The sequence below is a fragment of the Aquabacterium sp. genome (assembly GCF_041909175.1).
Lineage (GTDB): Bacteria > Pseudomonadota > Gammaproteobacteria > Burkholderiales > Burkholderiaceae_C > Aquabacterium.
In genome coordinates this window covers 1-14,514 of the sequence record NZ_JAYRDZ010000009.1, presented here as the reverse complement: position 1 = coordinate 14,514, position 14,514 = coordinate 1, and the positions used below count along the sequence as shown (strand labels likewise).

The window sequence follows — 14,514 nt, the reverse complement described above, 5'->3', positions numbered from 1 at the left end:
GACGAGATGATAAATGTGCTGGCTGCACAGATCAATTGGGGTGCTGCATCAACCCCATGAAAAAGGGCCCCCGAAGGAGCCCTTTCATGAATGGGAGAAGGTGATCAGGCCAGGGCCTTTTCCTTCTGACGCCATGCGTGCAGCAGGGGTTCGGTGTAGCCGGAAGGCTGTTCCTTGCCCTTGAACACCAGATCCAGCGCGGCCTGGAAGGCGCAACCGTTCGGGTTGGCCACCAGCGACTTGTACAGCTTGTCGCCCGCATTTTGCTGGTCCACCACCGCAGCCATGCGGGCGAAGGTTTCACGCACTTGCGCTTCGGTCACCACGCCATGGTGCAGCCAGTTGGCCACGTGCTGGCTGGAGATGCGCAGCGTGGCGCGGTCTTCCATCAGGCCGATGTTGTGGATGTCGGGCACCTTCGAGCAGCCTACGCCCTGGTCGATCCAGCGCACCACATAACCCAGGATGCCCTGGATGTTGTTGTCCAGCTCTTGCTGCTTGTCGGCCTCAGACCAGTTGGCGGCTTCCACCACAGGGATGGTCAGCAGCTTGTCCAGCAGCGATTGCGGATCTTCACCGTTCTTCTCGATGTCAGCCTGGATGGCGGCCACATTCACCTGATGGTAGTGCGTGGCGTGCAGCGTGGCAGCGGTCGGGGACGGCGTCCAGGCGGTGTTGGCGCCAGCCTTCGGGTGGGCAATCTTTTGTTCCAGCATGCCGGCCATCAGGTCGGGCATGGCCCACATGCCCTTGCCGATCTGGGCGCGACCACGCAGGCCACATTGCAGACCGATCAGCACGTTGCGGCGCTCGTAAGCGGCAATCCAGGCGCTGTTCTTGATGTCGCCCTTGCGCATCATCGGGCCGGCCAGCATGGCGGTGTGCATTTCATCGCCAGTGCGGTCCAGGAAGCCGGTGTTGATGAAGGCCACGCGGCTCGAAGCAGCGGCGATACAGGCCTTCAGGTTCACCGAGGTGCGGCGCTCTTCGTCCATGATGCCCAGCTTGACGGTGCTGTCAGGCAGGCCCAGGACCTGTTCGACGCGACCGAACAGTTCGGCGGCGAACGCCACTTCGGTGGGGCCGTGCATCTTGGGCTTCACGATGTAGACCGAACCGGTGCGCGAGTTGCGGATGGGCTGGCCGTTGATCTGACCGTGGCCTTGCAGGTCGTGCAGGGCGATGGTCGTCGTGATCATGGCATCCATGATGCCTTCGGGGATTTCCTTGCCCTCGGCGCCCCACAGGATGGCGGGGTTGGTCATCAGGTGACCCACGTTACGCACGAACATCAGCGAACGGCCGTGCAGCTTCACGTCTTCGCCGTTGGGGCCCTTGTATTGGCGGTCGCCATTGAGCGTGCGGGTGAAGGTCTTGCCGCCCTTGGCCACTTCTTCAGCCAGGGTGCCCTTCTGGATGCCCAGCCAGTTGCTGTAGCCCAGCACCTTGTCTTCGGCATCCACGGCGGCCACGGAGTCTTCCAGGTCCAGGATGGTGGACACGGCAGCTTCGAGGATCAGGTCGGACACGCCAGCCGCATCGGTCTTGCCGATGTTGGTGCTGCGGTCGATCTGGATGTCGATGTGCATGCCATGGTTGACCAGCAGCACGCTCTTGGGCGCAGCGGCATCACCTTGGTAGCCCACCAGCTGAGCGGGGTTCTGCAGGCCGGTGGTCTGGCCGTTCGTCAGGGCGACAACCAGCTTGCCGCCAATGATGCTGTAGCCGGCGGAATCCTTGTGCGAAGCACCTTCCAGCGGCGCAGCCTGATCCAGGAAGTTGCGGGCCCAGGCGATCACCTTGGCGCCGCGCACCGGGTTGTAGCCGGTGCCCTTGTCGGCGCCGTCGGCTTCAGAGATGGCGTCCGTGCCGTACAGCGCGTCGTACAGGCTGCCCCAACGGGCGTTGGCGGCGTTCAGGGCGTAGCGGGCGTTCAGAATGGGCACCACCAGCTGCGGGCCGGCTTGCAGGGCCAGTTCGGCATCCACATTGGCCGTGGTGGCCTTCACGTCAGCGGGAACGGGCGCCATGTAGCCAATCTTTTCCAGCTGGGCCTTGTACGCGGCCATGTCCTTGATCGGGCCAGGGTTGGCGGTGTGCCAGGCGTCCATGGCGGTCTGGATGCGGTCACGCTCAGCCAGCAGGGCGGCGTTCTTGGGAGCCAGGTCGTTGACGATCTGGTCGAAGCCAGCCCAGAACTTGGCGCTGTCGACACCGGTGCCGGGCAGCACCTTGTCTTCGATGAAACGGTACAGCTCGGTGGCCACTTGCAGGCTGTGAACGGTGGTACGTGCGGTCATGAAAACCTCGTCAGAAATAAGGGGGAATCAGGGTGGTCAGGGCAACCCGCGAGCCACGCCAGGAGGCGCATGGCGGATGTCCGACTTCTATGGAGCGAGAGTTTATTCGATACTTATCTGTGTATTACCAATGCAAAAAGTCATGGATTTGTGACTTCTACGCAAAAGTGAGGGCAGCAGGTGGACCGACTCAAGCAACTGGAAACCTTTGTCGCGGTGGCGCAGCGAGGCAGCCTCACGGCCGCAGCCAATGCAGAAGGGGTCGCCCCGGCCGTGATCGGTCGGCGCATCGACGCATTGGAGGAGCGGCTGGGTGTCAAGTTGCTGGTGCGCACCACCCGGCGCATCAGCCTCACCCATGAGGGTAGCGCGTTTCTGGAGGATGCGCAGCGTTTGCTGGCCGATCTGGCCAATGCCGAGGCGAGTGTCAGCGCAGGGGGCGTCAAGGCGAGCGGACACCTGCGTATCACCGCACCGGCCGGCTTTGGCCGGCGGCACGTGGCCCCCTTGGTCCCGAAGTTCCTGAGCCGGCACCCGGAGGTGTCCATGAGCCTCAATTTGTCAGACCGCCTGGTCGATCTGGTGAACGAGGGTTTCGATTGCGCCATCCGGGTCGGCAACCTGCCGGACTCCAGCCTGGTCAGTGTTCGACTGGCCGATAACCGCCGCTTGTGCGTCGCCAGCCCGGTTTACCTGGCCCGATGTGGCACGCCCCTTCACCCGTCCGATATTGCCCGCCACGAATGCCTGACGCTGAGCTCGGAAGCCAGTCAGACCCGCGGTTGGGCTTTTTTGCTTGATGGTGAGCCTGCCTATGTGCGGCCCTCGGCCAAGCTCGATTGTTCGGATGGGCAGGTTCTGCACGCCTGGTGCCTGGAGGGGCTGGGGCTGGCGTGGCGGTCATGGTGGGAGGTCGCCGGCGATATCCGGGCGGGGCGTCTGGTCAGCGTGCTCGACGAGTTCATCGCCCCGCCCAATGGCATCTATGCCGTGTTTGCCCAGCGCAAGCACCAGCCCTTGCGCCTGCGACTCTGGCTGGACTTTATCAAGGAAGTCTACGGAGACCCGGCATACTGGCGGGCAGACTGACCTGGCGCTGATGCCAACCGGAGTGCCCGCACATGCTGACCGAAGCCCTGCTTGCCTACCTGCACATCGCGGCCATCCTGGCCCTGGTGGTGTTTCTGACCAGCGAAGCGGCGCTGTGCCGCGCCGAGTGGCTCAACGCGGCGGTGGTCCGGCGACTGGCCAAGCTCGATCTCATCTACATGCCGGCCGCGATCGCTGTGCTGCTGTCCGGGCTGGCCCGCACCTGGTGGGGCTTCAAGGGCACAGCCTGGTACTGGCATCAGCCCCTGCTGCACATCAAGGTGACACTGTTCGTGCTCGTCGGTTTGATGTCCATCCAGCCGACCCGGGCGTTTCTGCGCTGGCGGCGGCAGCTGGATGCCGATGGCAGCCTGCCCGATCCTGCCGAGGTCAAGTCGGTCCGGCGCTGGGTGATGATCGAGGCGCACTTGCTGGCGCTGATTCCCTTGGCGGCCGTCATGCTGGCGCGCGGAGTCTGGGTGCGCTGAAGTGCCCTGATCCGCGCATGAAAAAGCCGGGCAGGTGCCCGGCTGACTGATCTGGCCTCTGTACCAAGGCCTGAGCGCTGTTTACTTCGACGCTGCCGCAGCAGGGGCCGCCGCATCCTTTTCGCACTTCTTGACGAAGCTGGCCTTGGCTGCACCAGCCAGGGGCTTGCCATTCTTGTCCACAGCCTTGGCTGCACATGCCGCACCCGCAGTGCTCTTGGCGGCATCCTTTTCACACTTCTTGAGGAAGCTGGTCTTGGCGGCACCAGCCAGCTTCTTCTCGGCGGCTTTGGCGTCGCAGGAGGCGTCGGCGGCGTGGGCCACGGTGGCCAGCAAGGCCAGAGAAACAGAGGCAATCAGGGTACGCATGGAATCTCCAACAGAATGGGTGGGGTGAGGCCTGAACGGCGCCTCACAGCCACCTTAACGCAGATTCCGCCACGCAGGATGACAGCCCGTCGCGCAGGTGGGGTTCTGCCGCGCTCAAAGAATGCGGCGGGGGTGAGCCAGGGCTTCGTGGGCGGCATGCAGGCGCCGTACCAGCACCCGGATGAACGCTTCGTCAAACAGGTGGCGACAGTCCGGGCTGAGGTGCTGCATCGATTCGGGCTGGAACGAAATCGTCGTCACGGGCTCGGTCACGACCACGTCGGTGCTGTGTCGCCGCATTTCAGGATTGGGTGCGAGGTAGGCCATCTCGCCCACCGAGGTGCCGGCACCCAGCAGGGCCACGCGCTTGCCTTCGCGGTAAACCTCCACACTGCCCTGGGCAATGATGTGGAAGTCCTTGCCCTCTTCGCCCCGTCGGTACAGGGCATGTCCGAACGGGAAACGTTGCCAGCGCGCCCGGTGCACGACTTCCCACAGTTCCACGTCGCCAAAGCTGCTGAAAAAATCGAGGCTGCGCAGCAGGTTGAAGCGCTCTGAATCCAGCACGCCCTGCAGATGGCCGCGTGGCACCTTGTGTTCGGCAATCAGGCCGGACAAGGCCTGAGCAAACGCGTCCCAGGTTGCATAGCGATCTTCCGGCTTCTTGGCCAGCGCCCGCCCGATGACCTCGTCCACGGCACTGTCCACGCCCGCGCGCATGCCGGCCAGCGCGGTCGGCAGTTGGTTGTAGATCTGGTTCATCAAAGCGGCTTGAGAACCTGCCTCGAAAGGAGGTCGTCCCGCAATGAGGTGATACAGCACCGCCCCCAGGGCGTACATGTCCGCGCGGCAGTCCAGCAACTGGCCGTCCAGCTGTTCGGGAGCCATGTAGGCCAGCGAGCCCACCTGGTGCACTTGTGTCGAATCCGCGCCCAGGTTGAGCGCACTGCCGAAATCGGTCAGCTTCACATCGGCCACGCCCCCCGAGGGGTCCAGCACGGTCAGGATGTTGGCGGGCTTGACGTCCCGATGGATGATGCCCTGACGGTAGACATAACCCAGCGCCATCGCGCACTTGAAGCCAATTTCAATGATGACTTCCAGCGGCAGCAGGTGGTCCGGTCGGCAGAAATGGCGCAGCGTGGGCCCCGGGACATACTCCATCACCAGGTAGGGCGCGACGGGGTCAGGCACCGCGTCCAGGATCTGGACGACGTTGGGGTGAACCAGCCGCCCGACCAGCGCCGCTTCTGCAGCAAAGAAGCGGGCATAGACCGGACCATCGACGGCATCGATCAAGGCAGACGAACGCACTCGCTTGATCGCCACATCACGGAGGTTGAAGTCGTCGCGGCAATAGAAAACCTCGCTGGTGGCACCTTCGCCCAGCTTTTGGAGGATGCGGTACTTGCCAATCAGGCCGGTATCCAGATCAATGTCGATTGCCGCCATGAAATGCCGTGAATATCCTTCATGCCCATCTTTTCACCATCCGGCATGGTGGGTGGTGCGAAAAGACGGGTTCAAACTTGTGCAATTCTGCGCACACTGCGCACAGCATGCCAGCCCCGTAGAATCCCGTTCATGATTCAAGCCAAGCGTGAACTCCTTTCTGCCCTGGGTGAAGCCCTGAGTCAGGTGGCGCCCGAAGCCGCCGCATCGCTCACCCCGGTCTTTGAAGCCCCCAAGCAGGCTGCCCATGGTGACCTGGCGGTGACGGCCGCCATGCAACTGGCGCGCCCTCTCAAGAAGAACCCTCGCGAACTCGCCACGGCTCTTGTGGCAGCCCTGGAGGCCCAGCCTGCCGTGCAGAAATGGGTGCAACTGCCCATCGAGGTCGCCGGCCCCGGCTTCATCAATCTGCGACTCAAGCCCGAGGCCAAGCAGGCCATCGTGGTCGATGTCCTGGAGGGCGGCAAACAGTTCGGCTGGCAACCCGCCAATGGCCGCAAGGTGCTGGTCGAATTCGTCTCGGCCAACCCCACCGGTCCGTTGCATGTGGGCCACGGTCGGCAGGGCGCGCTGGGTGATGCCCTGTGCAATCTGTTCGAAACCCAGGGGCAATCGGTCACCCGCGAGTTCTATTACAACGACGCCGGTGTACAGATCAGCACCCTGGCCTGGTCGACCCATGCCCGCATCAAGGGCCTCAAGCCCGGCGATGCCGACTGGCCCGAGTCGGCCTACAACGGCGACTACATTGCCGACATCGCGGCCGATTTCCTGGCGAAAAAGACGGTCAAGGCTGATGACCGCGAGTTCACGGCCTCCGGCGACCCTGAAGACCTCGACGGTATCCGTCAGTTTGCTGTCGCCTATCTGCGCCACGAGCAGGATCTGGATCTCAAGGCCTTCGAGGTCCGCTTCGACAACTACTACCTCGAGTCCAGTCTGTACACCTCCGGGCGTGTCGAGCAGACGGTCCAGAAACTGGTCGACGCTGGCAAGACCTTCGAGCAGGACGGCGCGCTGTGGCTGCGTTCCACCGACTACGGTGACGACAAGGACCGCGTGATGCGCAAGTCCGAGGGCGGCTATACCTACTTCGTGCCCGATGTGGCCTATCACATCGCCAAGTGGGAGCGCGGCTTCGTTCAGTGCGTCAACATCCAGGGTTCGGACCACCACGGCACCATCGCCCGTGTGCGTGCCGGTCTGCAAGCTGCTGGTGTCGGTATTCCCCAAGGCTGGCCTGACTACGTCCTGCACAAGATGGTCACGGTCATGCGCAATGGTGAAGAGGTCAAGATCTCCAAGCGCGCGGGCTCCTATGTCACGTTGCGCGATCTGATCGAATGGACCAGCAAGGATGCGGTCCGTTTCTTCCTCATCAGCCGCAAGGCCGACACGGAATTCGTCTTCGACGTCGATCTGGCCCTCAAGCAAAACGACGAGAACCCCGTGTTCTACGTGCAGTACGCGCATGCCCGTATCCATTCGGTGCGGGCGCAATATGCAGACAAGGGCGGGGACCTCAGCGCGCTGCCGCAAGCCCGACTCTCGTTGCTCACAGCCGACACCGAACTGGCCCTGATGACCAAGCTGGCCGAGTTCCCTGGCATGCTCACTGCGGCTGCACAGGGTCTGGCGCCGCATGATGTGGCGTTCTACCTGCGTGACCTGGCGAGTGCGTTCCACAGTTACTACGCCGCGGAACGTTTCCTCGTCGACGATGTCGAACTCAGTCGTGCCCGTGTGGCCCTGCTGACCGCCACCGCACAAGTGCTGCGCAACGGTCTGGGGATCCTGGGCGTGAGTGCACCGGAAAAGATGTAATTCCTTCTCAAGGACTGCTGCAACATGAAATCCCAACGCGGGGGCTTTTTCCTCGGCATGATCGTGGGCCTGCTGATTGGTCTGGCGCTGGCGCTGGGCGTGGCCGTCTACATCACCAAGGTGCCATTGCCCTTCATCGACAAGGTGCCGCAGCGCACGGCTGAGGACGATGCAGCCGAAGCCGAGCACAACAAGAACTGGGACCCCAACAGTCCCCTGTATGGCAAGAACCCGGCCAAGCCCAAGCCGGTGACGCAAGCCGTGTCCGATGAGGCGTCGGCGGCCTCGGCTCCGGCAGGCAAGGCCTCGTCGGGTGTGTCCGATGCGCCGGTCGTTCCCCCTGCGCCGGCCAAGGCGGCATCGGCGCCCAAGGCGGCCAGTGCCGCAGCCAGCAGCGCGCGCAATCCGGCCGCCATCCTGAATGGCGAATCGGTGTCCACCGCTTCCGGGTCTGACCCGTTTAATTACTTCGTGCAGGCGGGCGCTTACGGAACCCAGGCTGAAGCCGAGCAGCAAAAGGCCAAGCTGGCCATGTTGAGCGTCGAGTCCCGCATCGTTGAGCGCGAGGTCAATGGCCGCAACATGTTCCGTGTGCGCATAGGCCCCTTCGCCCAGCGTGATCAGGCCGAAGAGATGCGGACCAAACTGGCTTCCAGCAATGTCGATGCCGCTTTGGTCCGTGTTCAGAAGTAATCCCTTGCCCCAGATGTGGCGCAGTTCGAAAGGACGTTCATGAACCGCCGAGAGTTTTCCATTCAAACCTTGGGTGCTGCGTTGGCAGCGACAGCCTTCACAGGCGTGTCCCGTGCCCAGGGCTCCGCACCGGTTGAGGGCGTCAATTACATCAAGCTGGCGCAACCCGCCCCCGTGTCGGCTCCCGCTGGCAAGATCGAAGTCATCGAATTCTTCTGGTATGGCTGCCCGCACTGCAACCACTTCGAGCCGACGCTGGAGCCGTGGGTGGCGAAGTTGCCCGCTGATGTGGCCTTCAAGCGTGTGCCCGTGGCCTTCCGCCCCAATCCTTATGGCATCCACCAGAAGCTGTACTTTGCACTGGACGCCATGGGGCTGATTCCGTCCATGCACGCCAAGGTATTCCGCGCCATCCATGAGGAAGGCCAGCGACTCGATACGCCGGAAAGCATTGGCGCCTTCCTGTCCAAAAATGGCGTGGACCAGGCGCGTTTCATGGCCATCTTCAATTCCTTTGCCCTGCAGACCAAGGCTGCTCAGGCCCGCACGCTGGCCGATGCCTACAAGATCGACGGGGTGCCATCCCTGGGCATCGCAGGGCAGTATTTCACCGGGGTCTCCCTCAACCCCACGCCTGAAAAGACCTTGGCCACGGTTGATTTCCTGATCGCCAAGGCGCGCAAGGCCAAATAAATCCGCTTGGCAGATGCCCGGCCTGCCATGCGCAGCGTCGGGCGTCAAATAGTCGATGGTGCGGTGCGGAAATCACGCCATTCGCTTCCACGGGGCCGGTCCTTCGCGGCTAAAATGAATGCAATTTCCATGCCGAACATGACCCATACCTCTTCAGCCGCCGTCCGTCTAGCCGTGTCTCTGCGTTGCATGAGCCTCTGTGCCATGCTGGCGCTGACTGTATGTGGCGCCGCACACGCGGAAAAGGCAGACAGGGACAAGCCGCTCAACTTTGCGGCTGACAGTGCCCGAGTGGACGATGCCCGCCATTTGAATATCCTCAGTGGCAACGTCGAAATGACCAAGGGCACCATGGTGTTTCGCGCGGCCCGTGTGGAGGTGCATCAAAACCCTGATGGCACGCAGACGGCACATGCCGTAGGTGGGTCTGGTGGGCGTGCCTTCTTCCGTCAAAAGCGCGAGGGGCTGGACGAGTATGTTGAAGGTGAAGGCGAAGTGGTTGACTACGACGGGCGGGCCGATACGGTCACGTTTTCTGGTCGTGCCGTGATGCGGCGTCTGCGCGGCGCCACGCTGGCTGATGAGGTCGTCGGGCAAACCGTCGTGTATGACAACAAGACCGAGGTCTTCCAGGTCATGGGTGGCGCGCGGTCGGCCAACTCGACAGGGCGGGTTCGCGGCGTCATCTCTCCGAAGCCCGCAACGTCCGACAGCAAAGAGGGCGGTCGCTGATGAGTCAGACCATTGAGGCCGACGCAGGTGTGGTCCCCGATGCGCCCAAGAAGACCCGTCCGCGTGGCTTGCGCGCCGAAGGACTGAAAAAGCGCTATGGCGCCCGTACCGTGGTGCACGACGTCCATGTGGCCGTTGACCCGGGCGAGGTGGTGGGGCTGCTGGGCCCCAATGGCGCAGGCAAGACCACCAGCTTCTACATGATCGTGGGGCTCGTCCGTGCAGATGTCGGCTTCATTGAAATCGATGGCCGCCGTGTTGAAAAGCTGCCTATTCACGAACGTTCGCGTCGCGGTTTGAGCTATCTCCCGCAAGAGGCATCGATCTTCCGCAAGCTCAACGTCGAAGAAAATATCCGTGCCGTGCTGGAGCTCCAGCTCGACAAGAAAGGGCGCCCGCTCAGCGCCACGGAAATCGAGCGCAGGCTCAATTCGCTGTTGCAAGACCTCAGCATCGAGCGGCTGCGCGCCAGCCCGGCGCTGGCGCTGTCGGGCGGCGAGCGTCGCCGTGTCGAAATCGCCCGCGCACTGGCCACGCAGCCGCGTTTCATCTTGCTCGACGAGCCCTTCGCTGGCGTGGACCCGATCGCCGTGATCGAGATCCAGCGCATCATCAGTTTCCTGAAGGCCCGCGGCATTGGTGTGCTCATCACCGACCATAACGTGCGCGAAACGCTGGGTATCTGTGATCGGGCCTACATCATCAGTGAAGGCAGCGTGCTGGCCGAAGGGCGCCCCTCGGACATCATCAACAATGCGGAAGTGCGCAAGGTCTACCTTGGCGAGCACTTCCGCATGTGATCGGAGGGTGCCGCTGCCATGAAACCCTCCCTGCAGTTTCGGCTGTCCCAGCACCTGGCGCTCACGCCTCAGCTGCAGCAATCCATTCGGCTGCTGCAACTCTCGACGCTCGAACTCCATCAGGAGATCGAGCAGATGCTGGAACAGAACCCGTTTCTTGAACCCGACGACGATGGCGGCGGACTCGATCTCGCTGCTGCCACCGAGTACGAGCGGCAGCGCAACGACAGCTCCGCAGGAGAAAGCGAAGCCGCGTTCAAGGAGTCCCCGGAGTCCTCGGAGGCCGAATCTGGCGGGCTGGACTCTGCCGAGTTGGGCACCACCGAGCGGGATGACTGGGAAAACGGTACCGAACGCGACGACTTCGATGGCATTCGTGAGACTCCCAGTCGCCAGAATGACGACGATGACTTCGATCCGCTCGAGCGCAACAGCGTCGCAGTGTCCTTGCAGGACCATCTTCGCGAGCAACTGCGCGGCACCCGCCTGAGCGAAGCCGACATGGCCGTGGTCGAGATGCTGATCGAGTCGCTCAATGAAGACGGCTACCTGGCTGATTCGCTGGAAGACATCGCCGCCTCCTTGCTCCCCGAAGATGCTGACGAGGAGAGCCGTGAAGAGGTGCTCTCCCGCCTGCGTTGCGGCCTGAGTTGGTTGCAGAACCTGGAGCCTGTCGGTGTGGGGGCGGCCAATCTGTCTGAATGCCTCGTCCTGCAGCTCAAGACCATGACCCCCTGCCCCGAGCGTGAGGTCGCCATCCAGATCTGCCAGCATCACCTTGAGTTGCTGGCGCGCCGTGATGTGAAGAAGCTGATGGCCGTCACGGGCGCCGACGAAGAGTTGCTCAAGTACGCCCAGGGGCTCATCGTGACCCTGGAGCCCAAGCCAGGTCGGCAGTTTTCGCCTGCAGAGTCCAACATCATCGTTCCTGATGTGATCGTTCAGAAGTCCGGTCGCAGCTGGAAGGTGGTGCTCAACCAGGATGTGATGCCCAAATTGCGCATCAACGACCTGTATGCGCAGGCGCTGCGCCAGAGCCGCGCCCCGCGTGGGGCCTCGGCGTCCGAAGGGCATGCCGCCATGAGCTCGCGGCTGCAGGAAGCGCGCTGGTTCGTCAAGAACATCCAGCAGCGTTTCGACACCATCCTGCGCGTTTCCCAGGCCATCGTTGATCGGCAGAAGAACTTCTTCACGCACGGCGAGATCGCCATGAAGCCCCTCGTGTTGCGTGAGATTGCCGACGAGCTGGGCCTGCACGAGTCCACCATCTCGCGGGTGACCACGGCCAAGTACATGTCCACCCCGTTTGGCACGTTCGAGCTCAAGTATTTCTTCGGCTCGTCGCTCAACACCGAGACGGGGGGCAATGCCTCCAGCACAGCTGTGCGTGCCCTGATCAAGCAACTGGTCAGCGCAGAAGACCCCAAAAAGCCCTTGTCCGACAGCCAACTCAGCCAGATGCTCGAAGAGCAAGGTATCCAGGTTGCGCGTCGCACGGTTGCGAAGTACCGTGAAGCCCTCAAGATCGCGCCTGCCAATCTGCGCAAGGCGCTCTGACCTGTCGCGGCGCCGTCTGGCCGCGCGGTTTTTTTCTCTGCCCAATCCGTCATGTCCCTGAACGACAAACCCGCACCTCGCCGTGTCATCGGCAGCCGCCCGCATGCTCAACCTGTTGAAGGTGCGCTGCGCGCAGACCAGGTCGCTGTGCTCTTCTTGCCGTGCGCCATGGGCGTCGAGCCCTTGCTGGAAAGTGAAGCCGCACGCATCCTCGGCGAGCGCGCGCGTGTTCAGGCTGGGCGCGGTGGCGTCGAGGTCTTGCCACGACAGAGCCAGGGCATGGCCGAATGCGTGTTCCTGCTGAATCTGGAAAGCCGTCTGGCGCAGCGTGTGCTCTGGCGTGTCGCTCAGCGCATCTATCGCCACGAAGACGACATCTACGCCATGGCCCGCCAGGTTGACTGGTCTGCCTGGATCACGCCTCGCCAGACGCTGCGGGTCGATGTCACCGCCCGCCGCAGCCCGCTGCGCAGCCTCAATTTCGCCTCCTTGCGCGTGAAGGATGCCGTGTGCGATGTGCTGCGTGACAAAGCTGGCGAGCGCCCGAGCGTCGACACCCAGCGCCCCGACCTCTCGCTGGTGCTCCATCTGGATGAATTGCAGGCGCTGCTGTACGTCGACACCTCAGGTGAGGCCCTGTTCAAGCGTGGCTGGCGAGAAGACACCGGTGAAGCCCCGTTGAAGGAAACCCTGGCGGCGGCCATGCTGGCGGCAGCAGACTGGCAAGGGCGACCGGAAGATGGCCCGTTGCTCGACCCCTGCTGCGGCGCCGGCACGATTCCCATCGAGGCCGCGCAGATCGCGTGTGACATCGCGCCAGGCCTGCAGCGCCGCTTTGCCTTCGAGCGCTTGCTGCCATTTCGCGCCCATCTGGCCAGTTGGCAATCCATCCGTGAAGCTGCTCGCCAGCGCCGCCACCCTCCACGTGTCCAGATCTTTGCGGGCGACGTCTCCTTCCGGATGACCGATTTCGCGACGCGGAACGCCGAGCGTGCCGGGGTGCGCGACGTCATCGAGTTCAAGACAGCAGATGCCTTGCAGCGGCCTGCCCCGGTGGAGCGTGGCGTCCTCATGTTCAACCCACCTTACGGTGAGCGGATCGACCCCAAGGGCTCTGGCTCCAGTCATGCCCGCGCCGAACAGCGTGCCGGCCGTGAAGACTTTGAAGACCGCGAAGAGGCGGGGGCCTTCTTCCTGCGTCTGTCCGCGCACTGGAAGCGGCAGTACTCAGGCTGGACAGCCTGGGTGCTGAGTCCGGACATGAAGTTGCCCGGAGCGATGCGTCTCAAGGAGACGCGTCGCGTGGTGTTGTTCAACGGCCCAATCGAGTGTCGACTGTTCCGTTTTGACATGGTCGCTGGCGCCATGAAGCCTGTCCGCTCCGACGCACCGGCGGAGCCTGCCCCTGATCAGTCTGTTGATTGAGCGCCGGGGGGGCGCAAGGTCGACACGATGGACATGATGGCAATGGGGGCCGTATCCGCCCTCAAGGTGCGGCTGCCCAGGCTGATGGCTTGAAATCCAGCTTGAATCGCCAGCTGCTCTTCCTGGGGGTTCAGCCCACCTTCCGGCCCACTCAGAAATACCCACTCCTGGGGTGATCCTGCCCCTGGCGCAGCGTCAACCAACCAGTCCCCAATCCACTTCGTTTCCCGCAGACTCAGGACAGCACGTCTGCGGCCGACTGTCTCCCTGCTCGGCCCACCCATGCTGGCCACCCAGTTTTCCAGCGAACGCACGGGCTCGATCACCGGCACAACAGCCCGGCCGCATTGCTCGCAAGCTGAAATGGCCACGGCTTGCCAGTGCGCCACTTTCTTGGCGGCGCGCTCGCCGGACAGCCTCAGTACGGCGCGCTCACACATCAGTGGCTGGATGGCGTACACGCCCAACTCGGCCGCCTTTTCCACGATGGTGTCCATGCGGTCATTCGCAGGTACGCCGACAGCCAGCGTCACGCGTGTGGCCAGTTCCTTGTCCACGGCAACCGCCTGAACCACCTCCACCGCCACATCCCGCTTGCCCATGCGGGTGACGCGGGTGAGCCATTCATGCCCGGCGCCATCAAACACATTCAGCTCGTCGCCGGGTTGCAGTCGCATCACCTGTACGTGGCGCGCGGCGCCCTCCGGCAATTCCAGTGTGCGGTGCTCGCCCAGGCCGATCAGCGCCTCCCCGATATGCACTCTCAGTCCCAAGTGTGTGTCCTCTCTCAGTCGATTGAAGCTCGCGCCGCTTCTGCCGCACGCGAGGCAAAAACGTAGTGTGCCCCTGGCAAACAAAGATTTTTAAAAAATTTATGCAAAGGGCTTGCGCGGCCTGTAGAAATGGTGCCATAATTGCGTTCTTCGCTGATCGCGACAGCAAAAAAAGCAAAGCGATCAACCGATAAGTTCTTTAAAAATTAACAGCCGATAAGCGTGGGTGTTTGGGTGAAGTAGGCCGCAAGGTCGAAAGACCAGACACTCAGGTAAAAGAAGAGAAATTCACTTGTAGTGAAGTTCACTTCAATTCCAA

Annotated in this window: 13 protein-coding genes; 9 read left to right on the top strand and 4 right to left on the bottom strand. The window is 62.8% G+C overall.

What is annotated here, in order from left to right; translation table 11 throughout:
- Window positions 1-104: 104 nt before the first annotated feature.
- Complete coding sequence (locus ACE3PH_RS13165; protein ID WP_374319715.1) at window positions 105-2,300, bottom strand: malate synthase G; 2,196 nt, start codon at window positions 2,298-2,300, stop codon at window positions 105-107.
- Between the two features lie 180 nt (window positions 2,301-2,480).
- On the opposite strand from ACE3PH_RS13165, the gene ACE3PH_RS13160 reads away from it, so the two are divergent.
- Entirely contained in the window at window positions 2,481-3,389 is a 909-nt protein-coding gene (locus ACE3PH_RS13160; protein ID WP_374319712.1) for a LysR family transcriptional regulator, read from the top strand.
- A 32-nt stretch (window positions 3,390-3,421) separates the two neighbouring features.
- Window positions 3,422-3,877 (top strand): DUF2214 family protein, encoded by a 456-nt coding sequence (locus ACE3PH_RS13155; RefSeq protein WP_374319709.1) that lies wholly within the window; start codon window positions 3,422-3,424, stop codon window positions 3,875-3,877.
- Between the two features lie 81 nt (window positions 3,878-3,958).
- On the opposite strand, the gene ACE3PH_RS13150 is transcribed toward ACE3PH_RS13155, so the two are convergent.
- Window positions 3,959-4,246 carry a hypothetical protein gene (locus ACE3PH_RS13150; RefSeq protein ID WP_374319707.1) on the bottom strand — a complete coding sequence of 96 codons (288 nt, stop codon included), beginning with the start codon at window positions 4,244-4,246 and terminating at the stop codon, window positions 3,959-3,961.
- A 114-nt stretch (window positions 4,247-4,360) separates the two neighbouring features.
- Window positions 4,361-5,698 carry a serine/threonine-protein kinase gene (locus ACE3PH_RS13145; RefSeq protein WP_374319705.1) on the bottom strand — a complete coding sequence of 446 codons (1,338 nt, stop codon included), beginning with the start codon at window positions 5,696-5,698 and terminating at the stop codon, window positions 4,361-4,363.
- 132 nt (window positions 5,699-5,830) lie between these two features.
- Between ACE3PH_RS13145 and argS the strand changes: the two genes are divergently transcribed.
- The 7 genes from argS to ACE3PH_RS13110 all read left to right on the top strand — a co-directional run bounded on the left by argS (window position 5,831) and on the right by ACE3PH_RS13110 (window position 13,422).
- Window positions 5,831-7,522 carry an arginine--tRNA ligase gene (argS, locus tag ACE3PH_RS13140; protein WP_374319703.1) on the top strand — a complete coding sequence of 564 codons (1,692 nt, stop codon included), beginning with the start codon at window positions 5,831-5,833 and terminating at the stop codon, window positions 7,520-7,522.
- A gap of 24 nt (window positions 7,523-7,546) precedes the next feature.
- Window positions 7,547-8,215 (top strand): SPOR domain-containing protein, encoded by a 669-nt coding sequence (locus ACE3PH_RS13135; protein ID WP_374319701.1) that lies wholly within the window; start codon window positions 7,547-7,549, stop codon window positions 8,213-8,215.
- A 39-nt stretch (window positions 8,216-8,254) separates the two neighbouring features.
- Window positions 8,255-8,908 (top strand): thiol:disulfide interchange protein DsbA/DsbL, encoded by a 654-nt coding sequence (locus ACE3PH_RS13130; RefSeq protein ID WP_374319699.1) that lies wholly within the window; start codon window positions 8,255-8,257, stop codon window positions 8,906-8,908.
- 204 nt (window positions 8,909-9,112) lie between these two features.
- Entirely contained in the window at window positions 9,113-9,640 is a 528-nt protein-coding gene (lptA, locus tag ACE3PH_RS13125; RefSeq protein WP_374319696.1) for a lipopolysaccharide transport periplasmic protein LptA, read from the top strand.
- On the top strand, window positions 9,640-10,440 hold the full coding sequence (lptB, locus tag ACE3PH_RS13120) for an LPS export ABC transporter ATP-binding protein (protein ID WP_374319694.1): 801 nt from the start codon (window positions 9,640-9,642) through the stop codon (window positions 10,438-10,440). The genes lptA and lptB overlap by 1 nt, the downstream gene beginning before the upstream one ends.
- A gap of 18 nt (window positions 10,441-10,458) precedes the next feature.
- Complete coding sequence (locus ACE3PH_RS13115; RefSeq protein WP_374319692.1) at window positions 10,459-11,997, top strand: RNA polymerase factor sigma-54; 1,539 nt, start codon at window positions 10,459-10,461, stop codon at window positions 11,995-11,997.
- A 168-nt stretch (window positions 11,998-12,165) separates the two neighbouring features.
- Window positions 12,166-13,422 (top strand): class I SAM-dependent RNA methyltransferase, encoded by a 1,257-nt coding sequence (locus ACE3PH_RS13110; RefSeq protein WP_374320033.1) that lies wholly within the window; start codon window positions 12,166-12,168, stop codon window positions 13,420-13,422.
- Here the strand turns inward: ACE3PH_RS13110 and ACE3PH_RS13105 are convergent.
- Complete coding sequence (locus ACE3PH_RS13105; RefSeq protein WP_374319690.1) at window positions 13,407-14,195, bottom strand: 16S rRNA (uracil(1498)-N(3))-methyltransferase; 789 nt, start codon at window positions 14,193-14,195, stop codon at window positions 13,407-13,409. The two genes, ACE3PH_RS13110 and ACE3PH_RS13105, sit on opposite strands and share 16 nt — an antisense overlap.
- Window positions 14,196-14,514 lie beyond the last annotated feature (319 nt).

Excerpts from the sequence above, each read along its gene's own strand:
- ACE3PH_RS13150 (WP_374319707.1), bottom strand. The coding sequence starts at position 4,246 with ATGCGTACCCTGATTGCCTCTGTTTCTCTGGCCTTGCTGGCCACCGTG.
- ACE3PH_RS13130 (WP_374319699.1), top strand. The coding sequence starts at position 8,255 with ATGAACCGCCGAGAGTTTTCCATTCAAACCTTGGGTGCTGCGTTGGCA.
- ACE3PH_RS13115 (WP_374319692.1), top strand. The coding sequence starts at position 10,459 with ATGAAACCCTCCCTGCAGTTTCGGCTGTCCCAGCACCTGGCGCTCACG.
- lptA (WP_374319696.1), top strand. The coding sequence starts at position 9,113 with ATGCTGGCGCTGACTGTATGTGGCGCCGCACACGCGGAAAAGGCAGAC.
- lptB (WP_374319694.1), top strand. The coding sequence starts at position 9,640 with ATGAGTCAGACCATTGAGGCCGACGCAGGTGTGGTCCCCGATGCGCCC.
- ACE3PH_RS13165 (WP_374319715.1), bottom strand. The coding sequence starts at position 2,300 with ATGACCGCACGTACCACCGTTCACAGCCTGCAAGTGGCCACCGAGCTG.
- ACE3PH_RS13110 (WP_374320033.1), top strand. The coding sequence starts at position 12,166 with ATGGGCGTCGAGCCCTTGCTGGAAAGTGAAGCCGCACGCATCCTCGGC.
- argS (WP_374319703.1), top strand. The coding sequence starts at position 5,831 with ATGATTCAAGCCAAGCGTGAACTCCTTTCTGCCCTGGGTGAAGCCCTG.
- ACE3PH_RS13145 (WP_374319705.1), bottom strand. The coding sequence starts at position 5,698 with ATGGCGGCAATCGACATTGATCTGGATACCGGCCTGATTGGCAAGTAC.
- ACE3PH_RS13135 (WP_374319701.1), top strand. The coding sequence starts at position 7,547 with ATGAAATCCCAACGCGGGGGCTTTTTCCTCGGCATGATCGTGGGCCTG.
- ACE3PH_RS13155 (WP_374319709.1), top strand. The coding sequence starts at position 3,422 with ATGCTGACCGAAGCCCTGCTTGCCTACCTGCACATCGCGGCCATCCTG.